This window comes from Sphingobium sp. FG125, from assembly GCF_057809795.1.
In genome coordinates this window covers 92294-111410 of sequence record NZ_JBMDKQ010000012.1, presented here as the reverse complement: position 1 = coordinate 111410, position 19117 = coordinate 92294, and the positions used below count along the sequence as shown (strand labels likewise).

The 19117-nt window shown below is 65.3% G+C and carries 17 protein-coding genes; 7 read left to right on the top strand and 10 right to left on the bottom strand.

What is annotated here, in order from left to right:
* Nucleotides 1-3: 3 nt before the first annotated feature.
* The 4 genes from ACODSR_RS13245 to ACODSR_RS13230 form a co-directional block, all read right to left on the bottom strand.
* Entirely contained in the window at nt 4-1071 is a 1068-nt protein-coding gene (locus ACODSR_RS13245) for a PA0069 family radical SAM protein (RefSeq protein ID WP_489077185.1), read from the bottom strand.
* A gap of 81 nt (nt 1072-1152) precedes the next feature.
* The gene (moaB, locus tag ACODSR_RS13240; RefSeq protein WP_489077183.1) at nt 1153-1680 is read right to left on the bottom strand and encodes a molybdenum cofactor biosynthesis protein B; all 528 of its coding nucleotides are present in this window, start codon (nt 1678-1680) and stop codon (nt 1153-1155) included.
* The gene (locus ACODSR_RS13235) at nt 1680-3461 is read right to left on the bottom strand and encodes a lytic transglycosylase domain-containing protein (protein WP_489077181.1); all 1782 of its coding nucleotides are present in this window, start codon (nt 3459-3461) and stop codon (nt 1680-1682) included. The genes moaB and ACODSR_RS13235 overlap by 1 nt, the downstream gene beginning before the upstream one ends.
* A complete protein-coding gene (locus ACODSR_RS13230; protein WP_489077179.1) occupies nt 3458-4189 on the bottom strand; it encodes a uracil-DNA glycosylase family protein in 732 nt (243 codons plus the stop codon). The genes ACODSR_RS13235 and ACODSR_RS13230 overlap by 4 nt, the downstream gene beginning before the upstream one ends.
* Before the next feature lie 128 nt (nt 4190-4317).
* Between ACODSR_RS13230 and ACODSR_RS13225 the strand changes: the two genes are divergently transcribed.
* The 7 genes from ACODSR_RS13225 to ACODSR_RS13195 are packed head-to-tail and all read left to right on the top strand — an operon-like array spanning nt 4318 to nt 12133.
* Nucleotides 4318-5970, top strand: coding sequence for an electron transfer flavoprotein-ubiquinone oxidoreductase (locus ACODSR_RS13225; RefSeq protein WP_489077177.1), 1653 nt, complete (start codon nt 4318-4320; stop codon nt 5968-5970).
* 19 nt (nt 5971-5989) lie between these two features.
* Nucleotides 5990-7609: a tetratricopeptide repeat protein gene (locus ACODSR_RS13220; protein ID WP_489077232.1), complete on the top strand. Its 1620-nt coding sequence runs from the start codon at nt 5990-5992 to the stop codon at nt 7607-7609.
* Nucleotides 7596-8471: a 4-(cytidine 5'-diphospho)-2-C-methyl-D-erythritol kinase gene (locus ACODSR_RS13215; protein WP_489077175.1), complete on the top strand. Its 876-nt coding sequence runs from the start codon at nt 7596-7598 to the stop codon at nt 8469-8471. Before ACODSR_RS13220 ends, ACODSR_RS13215 begins: the two co-directional genes overlap by 14 nt.
* Nucleotides 8468-9184: an N-formylglutamate amidohydrolase gene (locus ACODSR_RS13210; protein WP_489077174.1), complete on the top strand. Its 717-nt coding sequence runs from the start codon at nt 8468-8470 to the stop codon at nt 9182-9184. The genes ACODSR_RS13215 and ACODSR_RS13210 overlap by 4 nt, the downstream gene beginning before the upstream one ends.
* A complete protein-coding gene (locus ACODSR_RS13205) occupies nt 9181-9549 on the top strand; it encodes a hypothetical protein (RefSeq protein ID WP_489077172.1) in 369 nt (122 codons plus the stop codon). The genes ACODSR_RS13210 and ACODSR_RS13205 overlap by 4 nt, the downstream gene beginning before the upstream one ends.
* Entirely contained in the window at nt 9546-10931 is a 1386-nt protein-coding gene (locus tag ACODSR_RS13200) for an NAD(P)H-hydrate dehydratase (RefSeq protein ID WP_489077170.1), read from the top strand. The genes ACODSR_RS13205 and ACODSR_RS13200 overlap by 4 nt, the downstream gene beginning before the upstream one ends.
* Complete coding sequence (locus ACODSR_RS13195; RefSeq protein WP_489077168.1) at nt 10928-12133, top strand: class I SAM-dependent RNA methyltransferase; 1206 nt, start codon at nt 10928-10930, stop codon at nt 12131-12133. The genes ACODSR_RS13200 and ACODSR_RS13195 overlap by 4 nt, the downstream gene beginning before the upstream one ends.
* 69 nt (nt 12134-12202) lie before the next feature.
* Here the strand turns inward: ACODSR_RS13195 and ACODSR_RS13190 are convergent, their stop codons facing one another.
* From ACODSR_RS13190 to ACODSR_RS13165, 6 genes are all read right to left on the bottom strand, one after another.
* Nucleotides 12203-13393, bottom strand: coding sequence for a type III PLP-dependent enzyme (locus ACODSR_RS13190; protein ID WP_489077166.1), 1191 nt, complete (start codon nt 13391-13393; stop codon nt 12203-12205).
* Between the two features lie 150 nt (nt 13394-13543).
* Nucleotides 13544-14716, bottom strand: coding sequence for a carboxynorspermidine decarboxylase (locus tag ACODSR_RS13185; RefSeq protein WP_489077164.1), 1173 nt, complete (start codon nt 14714-14716; stop codon nt 13544-13546).
* 107 nt (nt 14717-14823) lie between these two features.
* On the bottom strand, nt 14824-16029 hold the full coding sequence (locus tag ACODSR_RS13180) for a saccharopine dehydrogenase family protein (protein ID WP_489077162.1): 1206 nt from the start codon (nt 16027-16029) through the stop codon (nt 14824-14826).
* 84 nt (nt 16030-16113) lie between these two features.
* Entirely contained in the window at nt 16114-16317 is a 204-nt protein-coding gene (locus ACODSR_RS13175) for a hypothetical protein (protein ID WP_489077160.1), read from the bottom strand.
* Between the two features lie 37 nt (nt 16318-16354).
* The gene (locus ACODSR_RS13170) at nt 16355-17938 is read right to left on the bottom strand and encodes a cisplatin damage response ATP-dependent DNA ligase (RefSeq protein ID WP_489077159.1); all 1584 of its coding nucleotides are present in this window, start codon (nt 17936-17938) and stop codon (nt 16355-16357) included.
* Between the two features lie 124 nt (nt 17939-18062).
* On the bottom strand, nt 18063-19058 hold the full coding sequence (locus ACODSR_RS13165) for a ligase-associated DNA damage response exonuclease (protein ID WP_489077157.1): 996 nt from the start codon (nt 19056-19058) through the stop codon (nt 18063-18065).
* Nucleotides 19059-19117: the final 59 nt, after the last annotated feature.

Here is a 19117-nt window from a genome sequence, read left to right as displayed (position 1 = left end):
CGATCATAGCAGCCGCATCTGCGCGCCTTCGGGTGGGCGGAACAGGTCGGTGCGCAGGGTTAGGCGTTCCGCCCCCAGCCCGGCGCGCTTGCGGGCCTTGACGAAACGGGAGCGGATGAGGTCCGCCCATACGCCATGGCCCCGCATCCGGCTGCCGAAATTGGGGTCATTGTCGCGTCCGCCGCGCAACTCGCGGATGATCGCCATCACCCGCGCCGCGCGATCGGGATAATGGGCATCGAGCCAGGCGCGGAACAAAGGCGCGACTTCATGGGGCAGGCGGACGGGGATATAGGTGACTTCGCGCGCGCCAGCGGCGGCGACGCGGGCGACGATATTCTCAATCTCATGATCGGTGATGGCCGGGATGATTGGCGAGAGGCTGGCATAGACCGGCACGCCAGCGTCCGCCAGTCGCCGGATCGCCTCCACCCGGCGCAGCGGATGCGGTGCGCGCGGTTCCAGCGTGCGGGCGACCGCCGGGTCGAGCGTCGTCACCGAAATCGCGACCGACACCAGCCTGTCGCGCGCCATGGCGGCGAGTAGATCCAAGTCGTGCAGGATGCGGTCGGACTTGGTGGTGATGAACACGGGATGGCGACATTCCGCCAGCAGTTCCAAGATAGATCGCGTGATCCCCCAGTCCTTCTCGATCGGCTGGTAAGGATCGGTATTGGTGCCCAGGGCGATGGGCATGACGGCGTAATTTTTCTTCGACAGTTCGGCGCGCAGCAATTTGGCGGCGTCGGGCTTGGCAAACAGCTTCGTTTCAAAATCCAGCCCCGGCGACAGGTCATGATAGGCGTGGGACGGCCGCGCGTAGCAATAGATGCAGCCATGTTCGCAGCCGCGATAGGCGTTGATCGACTGGTCGAAACCAATGTCGGGCGACGTGTTGCGGGTGATGATCGTGCGGGGATGTTCGACCGTCACCTGCGTCCGGCGGCGGGGGACCGGTCCGTCAATATCGGCCACGGCGTCGAGCCAGTCACCGTCGGTTTCGCGTTTGGGCAGGGAAAAACGCACACTTTGTGCGTTGAGTGTTGCGCCTCTCCCTTTCTCTATTCCCATGACGGGATAAGAACATAAAAGGAACAAAATGTCAATCGGAAGTTCGTAAAGCTAGCCCATATCGCATATGGCAAGTCCGGGTCAGCGCTCCGTCAGGCGGGGCATCAGTTCGACGAAATTGCAGGGGCGGAAGCGGCTGTCGAGTTGGCTGGACAAGATGCCGTCCCACGCATCTTTGACTGCGCCGGTCGATCCGGGGAGCGCGAAGATATAGGTGCCGCGCGCGACGCAGGCGGTGGCGCGGGACTGGATGGTGGATGTGCCGATCGTCTGGTAGCTGAGCCAGCGGAACAGTTCGCCAAAGCCCGGAATTTCCTTGTCCTGCACCTGGGCCAGCGCTTCGGGGGTGATGTCGCGGCCAGTGACGCCGGTGCCGCCGGTGGTCAGGATCACGTCTATGTCTGGATCGTCTATCCAGGCGTGGAGCCGGGCGACGATCGCCGATTTGTCGTCGCGCTCGATATAGCGGGCAGCCAATATATGGCCCGCGCTTTCCAGCCGCTCGACCAACGTGTCGCCGGAACGATCGTCAGCGGCGCTGCGCGTGTCGGACACGGTGAGGACGGCGATGCGGACGGGAATGAATGTCCGGCTTTCGTCGATCGGCATCAGTCGGACCCGCCACCCATGCTGGCGCGGCCATCGGCCTGGCTGATGCGAACAAGTTTCACCCCCTTGGCATTGGGGAAGGTCGGCCACATGCCCTGCGCCATGCCGGTCAGGCAGTCAGCGGTCCCCTTCGCCTGGATCTGGTACATCCAGTAATTGCGCATGACGATGTTCACATAGGCGCGGGTTTCATAATAGGGCAGCGATTCCATGAACAACAATGGATCGCCCTTGTCCTTGACCTGGCTGTTCCACCGTTCGACCGGCAGAGGACCGGCATTGTATGCCGCCATCACCTTGGGGAGTAGCCCGCCGGTGGCGCTCATGTCGCGCAGCGCTTCGAGATAGCGCTGGCCAAATTCCATGTTGGTGGAGGGCACGAAGAGTTGCGCCGCAGACGCCAGCCCCATGTCGCTGCCGGTGCCGGGGCGCACCTGCATCAGGCCGCGCGCGCCCGCGCTGCTGACGACATCGGAACGGAAGCCCGATTCCTGCAAAGTGTGGGCGTAGATCAGCGAAGGATCGACCCGCCAGCCGCCGTCGGGGCGCCAGTCGGGCGCGGGGAATCGGGCGAAGCTGGCCGGTTGCTTGCCCGCCGGGCCATTATGGGCAAGCCAGAGCTGGGTCGCGGGGAGATTGAGCGCGCTCGCCAGGCGGAGCAGCGCGTCATATTGGGCGGTGCCGCCAATCCTGGCCTGATAGCGCAGCATTTCGTCGGCGCGGCCGGTATCGCCGATCGCGGCGAGGGCGATGGCGGCACGGGCATTGGGGCTGTCCTTGAGCGCCAGCCATTCAGCCTGACCGAACCGGGTGGCGACCGGTGGGGCGCCAAGCGGCATCCCCAGCGATTCGCGCGCCAGCAGGCCGTAGAAGGTTTCTTCCGAACGAGCGGCGAGTTTGAGATAGTTGGCGACCTTGCCTGCTTCGCCGCAGACCATATAGGCGCGCGAGGCCCAATAGGCGCCAGCGGCGCGCATGTCTGCGTTGGTGGCAAAGGCTGCGACATTGGCGAAGGCGGGGGCCGCGGCGCGGCAGTCATTCTGACGCCATGCAGCAAGGCCTGCGGTCCAATGCGCCTGCACGGTCCAGTCGCCGCCGGTGCGGGTTTCGAGCGCGCGGGCGGCCATGCGGCGGGCATTGGCGTCGTCATTTTCGATATAATAGGCCCAGGCGACCCGCTGGCGCACTTCGGTCAGCCCTTCTGGCGTCAGGCCGGTTTCGCCGGTGGCCAGCAGCGCTTCGGCGCCGACGGGATCGTCGATCTTGACGAAATTCTGGATCTGGCCCGCCAGCGCGATCGCCAGCGTGTCGGTCTTGGTCGATCCGACATATTCGCGGCGGGGCGCAGACCCCAGCCACACCATTTTCTGCACCTGCGGCAGGGTGGGCAACATGGTCGCGCCGCGCTTTTCGGCGAGGCGGGATAGCTGGTCCGCCCTGGGTAGCCAAGCGGCCTTGTTGATGAGGTCGAGCAGGTCGAACAGTTCGACCCTGGGCGATCCTTTTGCGAGATAAAGTTCGGACAAAGCGAACGGGCGGACGGCATCCTGCGCATCCAGCGCGTTGATCATCGTTCTGGCTTCGGCCCATTGCTGGCCCTGAAGGGCGGTGAAGATGGCGCGATAGCTGGCCTTTGCCCCGTCGCCAATCTGAAGCGGCGAAGCGGGCGCGGCGGTGATTGCAGGAGAAATCGGGGCGGTTTCGGCACGGGCGGGCAGCGTTGCAGTCAGTCCCATGGCCATCAGGGCCAGGCTGGACATTTGGGTCGCGGCACGAATCACGGGCGGACTTCCTCGATCAGACTTTGCAGGGCGCGCCAACATTCCGCTTTCGCCGCTGGCTGGGTCAGCAGCAGGCGGGGATGAAATGTGGCGACGGCAGGCACAATGCCGCCTTCATGGTTAAAGTCGCGTAAACCATCGGGGGGCGTGGCGGCATCCGTCGGAAGCAGCGCACGGATCGTCCGATCGCCCAGCAGCAGCAGGCGGCGCGGCCGGGCGAGGGCGACATGGGCGCGCATCCGGTCGGCCACGGTGGAAAGATCAGCGGCCTCCACCATGCCGCCGGGCGGACGGGCGGTGAAGAGCGAAGCCAGATGAATGGTGGAGCGGTCCAGCCGGATCGCGCGCAGCATCGCGTCGAACAGGGCGCCAGCGCGATCGGCGAGCAATTGCCCCGCCGCCATGTCCGCCGGATCGGGCAGGTCGGTGACGACCATCAGCGATGCGCCTTCGCCACCGGTTGGCAATATGGGTGCGCCGGGCCAGCGCCGTTCGGGCTGGGCAGGATCGGTGGCAAGCCAGCCAAGGAACGAATCGAGGCTTTGGGGCTCTTTTTCAGTGGTGGCGGACGCCGTGCCGGCGCGAATCGTCGCTTTAGGATCGGCGGCAGCCACAGGACGCAGCCAGTTGACCGGCGAATCGCCGACGGCGCCATCCACGCCCGCGAGCGTCCACCACGCCATATAGGCGTCGGCAGCCGCCGCATGATCCTGCAATTCACCCCGCATATAATCATCTAGGGCCAGAGGTTGACGAAGGGGTCAAGATTCTTCATCGCCATGATTGGCAAAGCGTTGGAGTAATAAGGCGACTGGATGGACGGGGTGCAGCCCGCCGGTGGCCCATTGGAGGGTTTATGAGCGAACGGGAATCGATGCCCTATGACGTCGTCATCGTCGGTGGGGGACCGGCGGGATTGTCATCGGCAATCCGGCTGAAACAGCTGGCCAATGACGCCGGGCAGGAACTGGCCGTGTGCGTGCTGGAAAAGGGGTCGGAAATCGGCGCCCATATCCTGTCGGGCGCGGTGATTGACCCAAAGGCGCTGGACGAATTGCTGCCGGAATGGCGCGACATGGGCTGTTCTCTGGCCGAGACGCCGGTGACCGACAATCAGCACTGGTTCCTGACCAAGAGCGGCAAGATGGCGATGCCGCACATCATGACGCCGGGCTGGATGCATAATAAGGGCACCTATACCGGATCGCTGGGTAATCTGTGCCGTTGGCTGGCCGAGCAGGCCGAGGGTCTGGGCGTCGAGATTTTCCCCGGCTTTGCCGCTGCCGAAATTCTCTATAACGAAGATGGCAGCGTGAAGGGCGTGGCCACCGGCGACATGGGTGTCGACCGGGAGGGCGTGAAGAAGGGCGATTATCAGCCCGGCCTGGAGCTGCACGCGAAATATACTTTCTTTGCCGAGGGCGCGCGCGGCCACCTGACCAAGATATTGAAGCGTCAGTTCGCACTCGACGCGGACTGCGAACAGCAGGTCTATGGACTGGGCATGAAGGAATTGTGGGACATTGATCCTGCCATGCACAAGCCGGGCCTCGTCATCCATTCGCAGGGCTGGCCGCTGACCGATGCTTATGGTGGTGGGTTCCTCTACCATCAGGCCAATGGCCAGGTGGCATTGGGCTTTGTCGTCGGGCTGGGGTATCGCAACCCGCATCTCTACCCGTTCGAGGAATTTCAGCGCTGGAAGCAGCACCCGGAAATCCGCAAATATCTCGAAGGCGGCCGGCGCGTCTCTTACGGTGCGCGGGCGATCAACGAGGGCGGCTGGCAGTCCATTCCCAAGCTGGTGTTCCCCGGCGGCGCGCTGATCGGCTGTTCGGCGGGCTTTGTGAACGTGCCACGGATCAAGGGCACGCATACGGCGATGAAGTCCGGGATGCTGGCGGCCGAAGCGGCCTTTGCCGCGGTGCAGAGCCAGCGCGGCAGCGACGTTCTGACCGATTATGAGGATGTGCTGCGCTCCAGCTGGATCGCCGATGAGCTGAAGCTGGTAAAAAATGCTGAGCCTCTGCTGAGCAAGTTCGGCGGCACGATCGGCACCGCGCTGGCGGGCATCGATATGTGGATGCGGACGCTCAAAATCGGCCTGCCGTTCACGATGAAGCACAAGCCGGACAATGAGAAAATCTGGCCCAAGGAGGCGTGCGAAAAGATCGCCTATCCCAAGCCCGATGGCGTGGTGAGTTTCGATCGCCTCTCGTCGGTGTTCCTGAGCAACACCAATCATGAAGAGGACCAGCCGGTTCATTTGCAGCTGAAGGATCCCGCGATCCCGATCAGCTACAACCTGCCCCTTTATGACGAGCCGGCGCAGCGTTATTGTCCCGCAGGCGTCTATGAAGTGGTCGGTCAGGAAGAGGGCAATCCCCGTTTCCAGATCAACGCGCAGAATTGCGTCCATTGCAAGACGTGCGACATCAAGGACCCGACCCAGAATATCAACTGGGTCGTCCCAGAAGGCGGTGGAGGACCGAACTATCCCAATATGTAAGCGCCTGATCCTTTTCATGCTGTTGACGACCCCGGCGGTTTTTCCAGCCGGGGCGTCGGTCGATCCGCAGGGCGCGCTGCACGCCTATGCGCGGGCGCGGCTGGCGGACGGGGATGGGGCGATGGGGCTGGCGGTGGACAGCTATCGCGCGGCGCTGACGCTTGATCCGGCGAGTGTCGAAGTGGCGCGGCGATCCTATGGTCAGGCGCTGGAAAGCGGCGACCGGGCGTTGGCCTTGCGGTCGGCGGCCTTGCTGGAGGGGCAGGGGGCTTTGCCGCGCGACGGCACGCTGCTGCTGATCGGTGAGGCGCTGGGGCGCAAGGATTGGACGGGCGCGCGGACGCTGACGGCGCGGATGGTGGAGGAAGGGAATTTCTCCTTCCTCGCGCCCATCATCACCAGTTGGATCACATTGGGTGAGGGGCATTATGCCGCGCCGGTGGTGGCGGGGCAGGACCGTTTTGCCGCGCTGGCGCAGCGTTATGTCGATGAGCATGTGGCGTTGCAGGCGCTGGGTCGCGGCGATCTGACGGCGGCGGTGCCCGCGATTCGGCGGGCGATTGCGCTGCGTGGCGGCGATAGCGCGCTGTTGCGGCTGACGCTGGCGGCGCAGTTGGCAGGGCGGGGCGCGAAGGCGGAGGCGCTGATGCTGTTGCCGCCGGGCGAAGCGGCCTTTGCGCGGGCGCGGGCCGATCTGGCGCGGGGCAAGGTGAAGGCGGCGGCGATCACGCCGGTGCAGGGCTATGCCCGGCTGCTGTCGCGGCTGGCGGTTGATGTGGCGTCGGACCCCAGCGGCGCGGCGATGGGCATTCGGCTGGCGCGGATCGCGACCTTTGCCGATCCGGGCGGGGCGGAGGCGCAGCTGGTGGCGGCGCAGCTGCTGAGTGCGGGCGGGCTGGCGCTGGGCGGCGTTGCCGAAGCGCGCAAGGTGCCGGTCGACGGCTGGTATGGGGCGCTGGGTCAGGCGGAACTGGTCGATGCGCTGGCGGCGGCGGGCGAGACGCAGGCGGCGCTGGCGCTGGCACGATCGCTGGCGGCGGAACCGGGCGCAGGAAGCGAACGGCAGGTGCGGCTGGGGCGGTTGCTGGCGGATATGGATGATTTTGACGGTGCGGCGGCGGCGTTCCGGGCCGCGCAGGCGGGCTATGGCGAGGGCGAACTGCCCTGGGCGCTGCTGCTGTTCGAAGGCAGTGCGCTGGAACAGGGCAAGCGCTGGGACGAGGCGCGGGTCGTGCTGGAGCGGGCGGCGGCCCTGGCCCCGAACGAACCGATGGTGCTGAACTATCTGGGCTATGCGCAAATTGAGCGGCGGCAGAATGTCGCGGCGGCGCTGGACCTGATCAAGAAGGCGAGTGCGCTGAAACCCCAGGATGCCTCGATCGCCGATTCGTTGGGCTGGGCGCATTATGTGACCGGCGATGTGGCGGGCGCGGTGCCGGTGCTGGAGCGGGCGGCGGCGGGTGCGCCGGGCGACGCGACGATCAATGAGCATCTGGGCGACGCGCTGTGGAGCGCAGGGCGGCGCTATGAGGCGCGCTATGCCTGGGCGGCGGCGTCGCTGTTTGCGCAGGGGGATGGCGCGGCGCGGATCGCAGCGAAGGTCGAGCAGGGATTGAAGCCTGAATATGCCGCACCCTGATCTGGACGCGGGCCTGATGATCGAAACCGCCTATGCCAAGGTGAATGTCGCGCTGCATGTGCGGGCGCGGCGGGACGATGGCTATCATGCGCTGGAAAGCCTGTTCGCCTTTGCCGAACATGGCGACCAGCTGAGTGCGGTGGCGACCGACGACGGGGCGATCGACCTGATCATCGACGGGCCGTTTGGCCGCTCACTGGAGGCGGGGCCGGGCAATCTTGTCATAAAGGCGGCGCGGGCGTTGCAGGCCTATCTGGGCGATCAGCGCGGCGCGGCGATCCGCCTGACCAAGATATTGCCGGTGGCGTCGGGGATTGGCGGCGGGTCGGCGGATGCGGCCGCGACGCTGCGGTTGCTGGCGCGCTTGTGGGATGTGCGGATCGAGGCGGAGGAGCTGGCGGGGCTGGCGCTCGATCTGGGGTCCGATGTTCCGGCTTGCGTCGCCAGCGTGACGCAGATGGTGACGGGGCGCGGCGAAGGGCTGCGACGGCACCGGGTCGAGGGGCTGGAGGGGATGGCGATGCTGCTGGTCAATCCGGGGGTCGGCCTGTCCACGGCGCAGGTGTTCAGCGGTTGGGACCGGGTGGATCGCGGACCGCTCGATGCGGCGAGTCTGGAGGCGCTGGTGGCGCAGGGGCGCAATGATCTGGAAGCGCCCGCGATGGCAGAGGCACCGGTGATTGCGCAGGTGCTGGCTGCGCTGGCAGGGCATCAGGGGTTGCGGCTGGCGCGCATGTCCGGGTCTGGTGCGACATGCTTTGCGCTGTTCGATAGCGATGCGGCGATGGCCGACGCGGCGATGGCGGTGCAGGCGGCGCATCGCGACTGGTGGATGATGGAAACGCGGATCAGGACGGCATGAGCGAGGCCTTTACCCAGATTGACGGCGGCGGTCTGGACGTGCTGATCATCGCCGATCATGCATCGGCGCGGGTGCCGGACGATATTGACCTGGGCATCGACCCCGCGTTGCTGACCAATCATATCGCCATCGACATCGGCGTGGCTGAGGTCAGCGCGCTGCTGGCGGCGCAACTGGGCTGCACCGCGATATTGGGCGGCGTATCGCGGCTGGTGATCGACCTTAATCGCGAGGCCGATGCGCCGGGCCTGTTGCCGGTGATGAGCGACGGCCATGCCATATCCGGCAATCGCGACGCCGATCTGGCGCAGCGGATGGTGCGTTTCCACCATCCCTATCATCATCAGGTCGAGCGGCTGTTGGCGGCGATGACCGCGCCGTTCATCCTGTCGGTGCATAGCTTCACGCCGCATCTGGCCAGCGATCCGGGGCAAAAACGGCCCTGGGAGATTGGCGTGCTGTATAATCAGGATGATCGCGCCGCGCGGATCGCAATCCCCTTGCTGGAGGCAGAGGGGCTGATCGTCGGGGACCAGTTGCCCTATTCAGGCAAGCAATTGAACGCGACGATGAACCGCCACGCCGAAGCCAATGGCATCCCCTATCTGGGCATCGAGATGCGGCAGGACTTGGTGGGGGACGCAACGGGCCAGCGGCGCTTTGCCGATATTTTGGGGCCGGTGGTGCTGGCGTGCCGGAAGGCGTTGACGTGAGGCTCTTGCTGGCGGCTGTCCTGTTGCTCGCGGCCTGTGGCGGGGAAACCGGCAAGCTGGGCAATGCGGTGCAGCCGGAGCAGGCTGCGGGTCCGGTCGATGATGGCAAGGCGGACTGCGCGATCGGGGCGGATGCGGCCTGGGCGCGGGATTGCCTGATCGAGCGGGCGGGCGAGATATTGACGATCCGTCATCCCGATGGCGGGTTTCGCCGTTTCCGGGTGCTGGCTGATGGACGCGGGCTGGAGGCGGCGGATGGTGCGGAGATGGCGCGGTTGCAGATCGTCGAGGCCGGGCTGGTCGAAATCCGCATTGGCGGCGACCGCTATCGCCTGCCCGTAAAGGTCGCCGGATCGGCGCCATGAATGCCGGGACGCCCATCCTGACCGCCGCGCAGATGCGCGCAGCGGAACAGGCGTTGTTCGATGCGGGTGTCGATGATTATGGATTGATGGAAAAAGCGGGCGCGGCGGCGGCCGAGATCATCTGGCGCGCGGGCGGGGTGCGCGACACGTTGGTCCTGTGCGGGCCGGGCAATAATGGCGGCGATGGTTATGTGATCGCCCGGCTGCTGCGGGCGCGGGGCGTGCCGGTGCGGGTGGCGGCGCTGCGGGAGAGTGGCACGGAGTCCAGTCGCCGGGCGCGGGCGGCGTGGGACGGGCCGGTCGAAGATGTGGCGGCGGCTGGGCCTGCGATGCAACTCGTTGATGCGCTGTTCGGCACGGGCCTGTCGCGGGGGCTTGATCCGGCGGTGGCGGCACGGCTGTGCGACCTGACCGGGGCGGCAAGCCACAGCTATGCGATCGACCTGCCGAGCGGGGTGGAGACGGACAGCGGTGCGCTACTGTCGGCCGTGCCGCATTTTGGCGTCTGTATCGCGCTGGGTGCGCTCAAGCCGGCGCATCTGCTCTACCCGGCGGCGGGGTATGTCGCGCGGCTGATCTGCGCTGACATTGGCGTTCCAGCGTCGGACAGGGTTCACCGGCTGATGCCGCCCCGACTCGCCGCACCGGGCGCGGAGGATCATAAATATAGGCGCGGACTGGTTGCCGTGGTCGGGGGCGCGATGGCCGGGGCCAGCCTGCTGGCGGCGCAGGCGGCGGCGCGATCGGGCGCGGGGATGGTGCGGCGGCTGGCGGCGGATGATCTGCGCCATGGGGCTGACGCTATCGTGACGCAGGAGGCCGGGACGATCGAGGCGCTGCGTGATGGGCTGAACGATGCGCGGCTGGCGGCGGTGTTGGTCGGGCCGGGCATGGGGCGCGACGCTGTGGCGCGGGCGCGGCTCGATGCGGTGCTGGGTTGTGGGCATCGGCTGGTGCTGGATGCAGATGCGCTGACCCTGATCGGGGTCGATCAGATACCAGACGGCGCGATCCTGACCCCGCATGAGGGCGAATTTGTGGGGCTGTTCGGCGACCTGCCGGGCAGCAAGATCGACCGGGTGCGGGCGGCGGCAGCGCGCAGCGGCGCGGTGGTGATCTACAAGGGCGCGGACAGCGTGATTGCAGCGCCGGACGGTCGGGTGGCGGTGGCGTCGGGCGCGTCGCACTGGCTGTCGACCGCCGGGACTGGCGATGTGCTGGCGGGGCTGGTTGCCGGGCGGTTGGCGGTGACGGGCGACGCATTCCGCGCGGCGGGTGAGGCCGTGTGGCTGCATGGCAATGCGGCGCGGCGGGCGAGCGCGGCTTTTATCGCCGATGATTTGCTTGCCGCGTTGCCAGCGGCTATCGCCGCGCGATTGTGACCGACACTGACCCAGACATCATCATCCGCATCGCCGCCAGGGGCGATGGCATTACCACCGATGGCCGCCATGCCGCGCTGACCGCGCCGGGCGACCGGCTGCTGGCCGATGGCACGACCATCGCCGGGCCGCATCGCGTCGAGCCGCCCTGCGTGCATTTCCCGACCTGTGGCGGGTGCGAATTGCAGCATGTCGATGAGGCCAGCCTGGCTGATTTCGTCACTGGGCGTGTGGTTGGTGCGCTGGCGGGGCAGGGCGTCGTGGCGCAGACGGTGTTGCCGCCGCATCTCTCGCCACCGATGACGCGGCGGCGGGCATCGCTGCGCGCGGCGCGGGCGGGCAAGACCATCACGATCGGCTTTGCCGAGGCGGGCAGCCATACGCTGATCGACTTGCAAATGTGTGCTGTGCTGGACCCGCGCCTGTTCGCGCTGCTGGCGCCGTTGCGGGGGTTGCTGCGGCTGATCCTGCCGGACAAGCGGGCGGCGCATGTGCGCCTGTCGCTGATCGACCAGGGCGTCGACCTGCTGCTGGAGGGCGTGAAGGTCGAGGGGCTGGCGGCGGACGAAGGGCTAGGCGATTTTGCGCGGACGCATGGGCTGGCGCGGCTGACGATCGACGAGGGCGACGGGCCGCAGACACGCTGGGAGCCGGAGGCCGCGACGGTGACATTTGGCGGCGTGCCGGTGGCGTTCCCGCCCTTCTCCTTCCTGCAAGCCACGCCCGATGGCGAAGCGGCGCTGGTAGAAACGGTGCGCGATGCGATGCCGGAGACGGGCGCGGTGGCGGACCTGTTTTGCGGGCTTGGCACATTCGCGCTGGCACTGGGGGCGGAGCGACCGGTCTATGCGGCGGAGGGTGCGCGCGACGTGGTGCTGGCGCTGAAGCTGGCGGGGCAGCGGGCGCAGCGGCGGATGGTGGCGGATCATCGCGACCTGTTCCGCCGTCCGTTGACGCCTGAAGAGTTGAACCGCTTTGCCGCCGTGGTGATCGATCCGCCGCGCGCGGGGGCGCGGGAACAGGTGATGCAACTGGCGCAGTCGAGCGTGCCGGTGATCGCCTATGTGTCTTGCAATCCGGCGAGTTTTGCGCGGGACGCTGCGCACTTGCAGGCGGGCGGATACCGGCTGGATCAGGTGCGTCCGGTCGGCCAGTTCCGCTGGTCCACCCATGTCGAGATGGTGGGGATATTCCGCCGATAAAAACTGTCCCCCGCTGCGGGGGGACGCAGCGAGGGACAGGCACCCTCTCCAAAGGGGAGCTTGAGCCTTTTAGCCCAGCTTGATGACAGTCGCGCGACGGCGGGCAGGGACCGGTTCGGCGTAGAGGCTGGCCATCGGCTCGTCCGCTACCTCGACCACGGTTTCCGCGGTGAAACCGTTGAAGCCGGTGCGCATGGCGCAGCCATAGGCGCCCAGCATCCCGATTTCGATATAGTCGCCGGTCGCCACATCGTCGGGCAGCATGAACGGACCGACCATATGGTCCATATCGTCGCAGGTCGGACCGTAGAAAGAGAAGCCGGTCATCGCCGCGTCGCTTTCCTCGTCGCGCAGCAGCACGACGGGAAAACGCCAGCCGATATGCGCCGCATCGAACAAGGCGCCATAGGCACCGTCATTGATGTAGAGTTCGGTGCCGCGACGGCGCTCTACCCGGACGATGATGGAGCTATATTCGGCGGACAGCGCCCGGCCGGGTTCGCACCATAGTTCGGACGAATAGCTGACCGGCAGGCTTTCAAACCCGCGGTGGATCGCGTCGAAATAATTTTCGAGCGCGACCGGCTCCATGCCCGGATAGACAGACGGGAAGCCGCCGCCGACATCGATGATGTCGACAGTGACCGCCGCATCGACGATCGCCGCGCGGACCCGCTCGATCGCGTCGCTATAGGCCTGTGGCGACATTGCCTGGCTGCCGACATGGAAGCAGATGCCAAGAGCATCGGCGGCCTGGCGGGTGGCCATCAGCAATTCGCGGGTTTCGCCCAGTTCCGCGCCGAATTTCGACGCGAGGGACAGTTCGCTATGTTCCGACGACACGCGCAGGCGGACGCACAGTTCCAGATCGGTAGCATCGCCCGTGGCGCGCATGATCTTTTCCAGCTCGTCGATCGTGTCGAGCGAGAAGGTGCGCACGCCATGGATGGCATAGGCTTCGGCAATGGCTTCTTCAGCCTTGACCGGATGCATGAAGCAAAGCTTCGCGTCCGGCAGTGTTTCCGCGACAAGGCGCACTTCCGCGATGGAAGCGACGTCAAAGTGCGAGATACCGCTGTCCCACAACGTCCGAAGCAAATCGGGCGAGGGATTGGCCTTTACAGCATAAAGCGAGCGCCCCGGAAACTTCTCCACGAAGAATCGGGCAGCGCGGGCCGCAGCCTGCGGGCGAATCAGCGTTACCGGTGCTGCCGGTGTGAGGGTGGTCGCTACCCCCAGCGCGCTAGGATGCTTGTGCAATTCAAGGGACCTCCAGTGTCGTTCATGGGCATAAGAAGCTGCCTTGCGGTGGAAGTCCCATGGGGCAGCGGACGGTCGCTATATGCGTAGGGGTCCCCCCTGTAAAGCGCATGAGTAAATTTTGTTGCGCAGGGGGCCATGAAGCGTGGCTCAGGAGAGGCGGGCCTTGAAATCCTGATAGGAAAAGGCGCGAATTTCCCTGAGTTTGTCGGTGGTTGAGTCCCAGAGCCAGATGGCAGGCAGGGGGACGCCGTTGAAGGTGTTGGTCTTGACCATCGAATAATGCGCCTGATCAAGGAAGGCGATGCGCGCGCCCGGTTCCGCGCCGCCGGGGATTCGATAGTCGCCGATGATGTCGCCAGCCAGGCAGGATGGCCCGCCCAGGCGCGTTTCGGGGCCGTCGGATGGCTCGTGGAGCATGGCCGGGCGATAGGGCGCCTCGATCACGTCGGGCATGTGACAGGTGGCGGAGATGTCGGTGATGGCGACTTCCATGCCATTGTCGATGACGTCGAGTATCTCGCCGACGAGGATGCCCGCGTCGAGCGCCATCGCTTCGCCTGGTTCCAGATAGAGGGTGAGGCCAGTCTGTGCCTTGACGCCCTGGAGGAAGGCGACGAGGTCGTCACGTTGGTAATCGGCACGGGTGATGTGATGGCCGCCGCCGAAATTGAGCCATTTGAGAGTCGCTAGGTGCGGCAGGATATGCGGTTCGACCGCGGCCCAAGTGCGTTCCAGCGGGGCGAGGTCCTGTTCGCACAGGTTGTGGAAATGGATGCCGTCCACGCCGGTCAGATGATCGGGCGTCAGCTGGCTGACCGGGAAGCCGAGGCGGCTGTGCGGCTGCGACGGGTCATATTTGGCGACCTCGCCTTCGGGGTTTTGGGGGTTGATGCGCAGGCCGATGTCGAAGCTGTGTCCAGCGGCGCGGGCGGCATCGATCTGCGGCCTGAAACGGGCGATCTGGCCTGGGCTGTTGAAGATGACATGGTCGGAGATAGTCAGGATTTCGGCCAGGTCTGCAGGCTTGTAGGCGGCGCAATAGGTGGCAACTTCGCCCTGATATTCTTCGCGGCCAAGGCGCGCTTCGTAGAGGCCCGATGCGCAGACGCCGTCCAGATATTCGCCCATAACGCTGCCCAGCGACCACATGGAAAAGGCCTTGAGCGCGCCCAATATCCTGATGCCCGCACGATCGCGGACGTCGGCGAGGATGGCAAGGTTGCGCCGGATCGCGGCCTCATCCACCACGAAGGCGGGGGATGGGACGCGATACAGATCGAAATGCGCGAAGGCGGCGGGATCGCCGGCTTTGGTTTCCATAAACTCTCCGTTCGGGCTGAGCGAAGTCGAAGCCCTACATCGAACGCTAGTGAGATGCCTTCGCTTACGCTCTGGCTGGCCCTTCGACTTCGCTCAGGGCGAACGAATTAAAACGCCAGCGGCGCGTCCAGTTCCTTTACCTGCCAGGGCAGGCCATGCTTGTTGAGCATGTCCATGAAGGGATCGGGATCGAACTGTTCGATGTTGAACACGCCTTCTCCCTTCCATGCGCCCGTCAGCATCATCGCCGCGCCGATCATGGCGGGGACGCCGGTGGTGTAGCTGACCGCCTGATTGCCGGTTTCGGCATAGGCATCCTCATGATCGCAGATGTTGAGGACATAGACGGTTTTCTGCACGCCATCCTTGGTGCCCGTCGCAATGTCGCCGATATTGGTCTTGCCCTTGGTCGTGGAACCCAGGCTGGACGGTTCGGGCAGCACGGCCTTGAGGAACTGGAGCGGGATGATTTCCTTGCCTTCGTACATCACGGGGTCGATGCGGGTCATGCCGACATTCTGGAGGACTTCCAAATGCTTCAAATAGGCGTCACCGAACGTCATCCAGAAACGGATACGTTTGATTTCGGGATAGAATTTGGCGAGGCTTTCCAGCTCCTCATGATACATGAGGTACATATTCTTGGGGCCGACCTGATCGAAATCGAATGTCTGCTTGTGGCTCAGAGCCGGACCTTCGACCCATTCCCCGCCTTCCCAGTGACGCGACGGGGCGGTCACTTCGCGGATGTTGATTTCCGGGTTGAAGTTGGTCGCGAAATGCTGGCCATGGTCGCCGCCATTGCAATCGAGAATGTCGAGCGTGTCGATGGTGTCGAGCAGATGCTTCTTGATATAGCTGGCGAACACGCTGGTGACGCCGGGGTCGAAACCCGAACCCAGCAGCGCCATGATGCCCGCTTCCTTGAACCGTTCCTGATAGGCCCACTGCCAGCCATATTCGAACTTGGGCGTGTCGCGCGGTTCATAATTGGCGGTGTCGAGATAATCGGTCCTGGTCGCGAGGCACGCGTCCATGATGTTGAGGTCCTGGTAGGGCAGGGCCAGATTGACGACCAGCTTGGGCTGCACCTTCTCGATCAGGGCGATGGTGGCGGCGACATCATCGGCATCCACCTGCACCACGTCGATGGTTACGCCGGTGCGGGCCAGAACCGATTCGGCCACTTTCTCACAACTGACGATACGGCGGCTGGCCAGGGTGATGTGGCTGAAAATATCAGGATTCATCGCCATCTTGTGTACAGCGACAGACCCGACGCCACCAGCGCCGATGACCAGAACCTTGCTCAATTCAATTGCTCCATGCGTAACCCGCGCCCTGCGCGAAAGCGCCCATATAGGCGCTCGACGTTACAGCGCAAAGTCACGCCTCAACTATCCGCCGCCGCATCCGCATCCGCGCCATTCGGTGAGCGGTTCGATGTCGGCGAGATAGTCATCGGGGGCGACCCCACCGTCGAACGCATCGCGATAATCGTCGGGCACGCTGGAAATTGCCCAGCCGATGCCGCGTTCGTCCGCTTGACGTCGCAGCGCCGCGTGCCAGTTCGTCAGGGCGAGATGGGCAGGTGCGGTCATCGGAAACGGACTCCATCGACGTGGTTCAAGACTTGCATCAATTGACCAGTTTCCGCAATCCCTCCACCGTGTCCGCCTCCGCCGCTGGCTTATCCCGCCTGATGCGGGCAATCCGGGGGAAGCGCATGGCGAGGCCGGATTTATGGCGTTTGCTGTCGTGGATGCTGTCAAATGCGACCTCCAGCACCAGCGTCTTTTCCACCTCCCGCACCGGGCCGAAGCGGGCGACCGTGTTCTGGCGGACGAAGCGGTCTAGCCATTTCAATTCCTCATCGGTGAAGCCGCTATAGGCCTTGCCCACCGGGTGCAGATCTCCGTCCGACGTCCAGCAGCCGAACGTATAGTCCGAATAGAAGGAGGAGCGTTTGCCGTGACCGCGCTGGGCGTACATCATGACGCAGTCGGCGGTCAGCGGATCGCGTTTCCATTTATACCAGAGCGCAGCCTTGCGCCCGGCCACATAGGGGCTGTCGCGGCGTTTGAGCATCACGCCCTCGATCGCGGCATCGCGGGCGCCGGCGCGGATGTCGGTGAGGACGTCGAAATTGGCAGCGTCGATGATGGCGGACAGGTCGAAGCGGGTGGCGTCGAGACTGGGCATATAGGCTTCGAGCCGGGCGCGGCGTTGCGCCCATGGCAGGGCGCGCAAATCTTCGTCGCCTTCCAGCAGCAGGTCGTAGAGGCGGACGAAGGCGGGATAGTCGGCCTGCATCCTGGCGCTGACGACCTTACGGCCAAGGCGCTGTTGCAAGGCATTGAAGGAGGCCGCCTCTCCACCCTGAAACTCGCCCCGCACCAGTAACTCGCCATCCAGCACGGCATGGCCGGTGAAGGCGGCGGCGATTTCGGGGAAGCTGGCGGAAATGTCGTCGCCCGCGCGGCTGTAGAGGCGGGTTTCGCTTCCCGTCCCGACGATCTGGATGCGGATGCCGTCCCATTTCCATTCGGCGGCATAGTCGGTCAGGTCCACGCTGTCGGCTTCGAGCGGGTGGGCAAGCATGAACGGGCGGAAGAAGGGTGTGCCTGCCGGATCGGGGCGGGCGGCGCGGCCTTCGGCCCAGTCGAACAGGGCGGCGTAGGGCGACGAGAGGGCGTGCCAGACCTGTTCGACATCATCGACGTCGAGGCCAAATGCCTGCGCGAAACCGGTCTTGGCCAGGCGGGCGGAGATGCCGACGCGCAGGCCGCCGGTCGCGAGTTTGAGCAGGGCAAAGCGGCCTGAGGCGTCGAGATGGTCCATCATCTGCGCCAGCGCATCAGGCGCGGCGGCGCGGCTGGTGGCGTGCAGGCGATCGACCACGGTGGCGAGCGTCAGCGTGCCATCGTCCATGTCGGGTGGTTCACTGGGTGGCGGGGGCCAGAGCAGGGCGACGGTTTCAGCCAGGTCGCCGACATAATCGCGGCTCATTTCATAGAGAACAGGATCGACGCGGGCGCGAATCATCTCACCGATGGCGGAGGATTTGACCGCCTTGAGGTTCAGATTGCCGGTGAGCGCAGCCAGCGCCCAGCCGCGATCCGGGTCCGGCGCGGCGCGCAGATAAGCGGCGATCAGCGCGAGTTTGCCGTTGCGCGAGCGGGTATAGACGAGCGCGTCGAGCAGTTGGGAGAAAGGTCTCATCGAAAGACTCCCATATCCGTTCGGGCTGAGCGAAGTCGAAGCCTTCTACTGAGCGGAGCGAAGTGGCTTCGCCTGCGGCTCAGCCGAGTCCTTCGACTTCGCTCAGGACGAACGGATATGTTGGTCACCCTTCCTCCTCCTCATCGTCCCGCCCGACCAGCGCTAGCGCCCGCGCCCTGATCTGGTGGGTCATGCACCAGTGGAGCAAAGCTTCCTCGCACCCATGGGTGATCCAGGTTTCGGTGGGGGCGACCTCACGGATCGTATCGGTCAGCTCGTCCCAGTCGGCATGGTCGGACAGGATCAGCGGCAGTTCGACATTCTTCTGCCGGGCGCGCTGGCGCACGCGCATCCAGCCGGACGCCATCGCGGTGATCGGATCGGGCAGGCGGCGGCTCCAGCGGTCGTTGAGGGCGGAGGGCGGTGCGATGACGATGGCGCCGCGCATATCCTTTGCCGCAACGCCTGTGGCGGGGCGCAGGTCGCCCATCTCGACGCCGAGTTCGACATAGAGATTGCACATGCGTTCCATCGCACCGTGGAGGTAGATCGGGTCGTGGTGGCCGCGCGCGCGCAGTTCGCAGATGACCCGTTGCGCCTTGCCCAGCGCATAGGCGCCGACCAGCACGGAGCGGTCCGGGTTGGCGTGGAGCGCGGCGAGCAGCCGGTCTATCTCGCTGCCCGTATCAGGGTGGCGGAATACGGGTAGGCCAAAGGTCGCTTCGGTGACGAAGATGTCGCAGGGGACCGGCTCGAAGGCCAAGCAGGTGGGGTCGGGTCGGCGTTTATAGTCGCCGGTTACAACGACGCGCTCGCCCGCATGGGTCAGGACGATCTGCGCCGATCCCAGCACATGCCCGGCAGGAACGTAGCGGATGGTCACGCCACCCAGCCGGATGTCCTCGCCATAGCCGACCGGCGTGCCGGACGCGGTGCCATAGCGCAGCGCCATGATCGCCAGCGTCTCGCGCGTTGCCCAGACATGGCCATGGCCGCCGCGCGCATGATCGGCATGGCCATGGGTCACCAGCGCCCGGTCGCGCGGGACCGACGGGTCGATCCAGGCATCGGCGGGGCGGACATAGATGCCGGTGGGGTGGGGTTCGATCCAATGGGCCATGAGCAGGTTAGAAGATGTGAGCGGGCCGCCGGTTCCGCAAGCTGGTCACAGGTACGTAA

Coding starts and splice junctions, on each gene's coding strand:
- ACODSR_RS13170 (WP_489077159.1), bottom strand. CDS start 17,938: ATGAGACCTTTCTCCCAACTGCTCGACGCGCTCGTCTATACCCGCTCG.
- ACODSR_RS13215 (WP_489077175.1), top strand. CDS start 7,596: ATGCCGCACCCTGATCTGGACGCGGGCCTGATGATCGAAACCGCCTAT.
- ACODSR_RS13230 (WP_489077179.1), bottom strand. CDS start 4,189: ATGCGGGGTGAATTGCAGGATCATGCGGCGGCTGCCGACGCCTATATG.
- ACODSR_RS13225 (WP_489077177.1), top strand. CDS start 4,318: ATGAGCGAACGGGAATCGATGCCCTATGACGTCGTCATCGTCGGTGGG.
- ACODSR_RS13245 (WP_489077185.1), bottom strand. CDS start 1,071: ATGGGAATAGAGAAAGGGAGAGGCGCAACACTCAACGCACAAAGTGTG.
- ACODSR_RS13175 (WP_489077160.1), bottom strand. CDS start 16,317: ATGACCGCACCTGCCCATCTCGCCCTGACGAACTGGCACGCGGCGCTG.
- ACODSR_RS13200 (WP_489077170.1), top strand. CDS start 9,546: ATGAATGCCGGGACGCCCATCCTGACCGCCGCGCAGATGCGCGCAGCG.
- ACODSR_RS13185 (WP_489077164.1), bottom strand. CDS start 14,716: ATGGAAACCAAAGCCGGCGATCCCGCCGCCTTCGCGCATTTCGATCTG.
- ACODSR_RS13210 (WP_489077174.1), top strand. CDS start 8,468: ATGAGCGAGGCCTTTACCCAGATTGACGGCGGCGGTCTGGACGTGCTG.
- ACODSR_RS13165 (WP_489077157.1), bottom strand. CDS start 19,058: ATGGCCCATTGGATCGAACCCCACCCCACCGGCATCTATGTCCGCCCC.
- moaB (WP_489077183.1), bottom strand. CDS start 1,680: ATGCCGATCGACGAAAGCCGGACATTCATTCCCGTCCGCATCGCCGTC.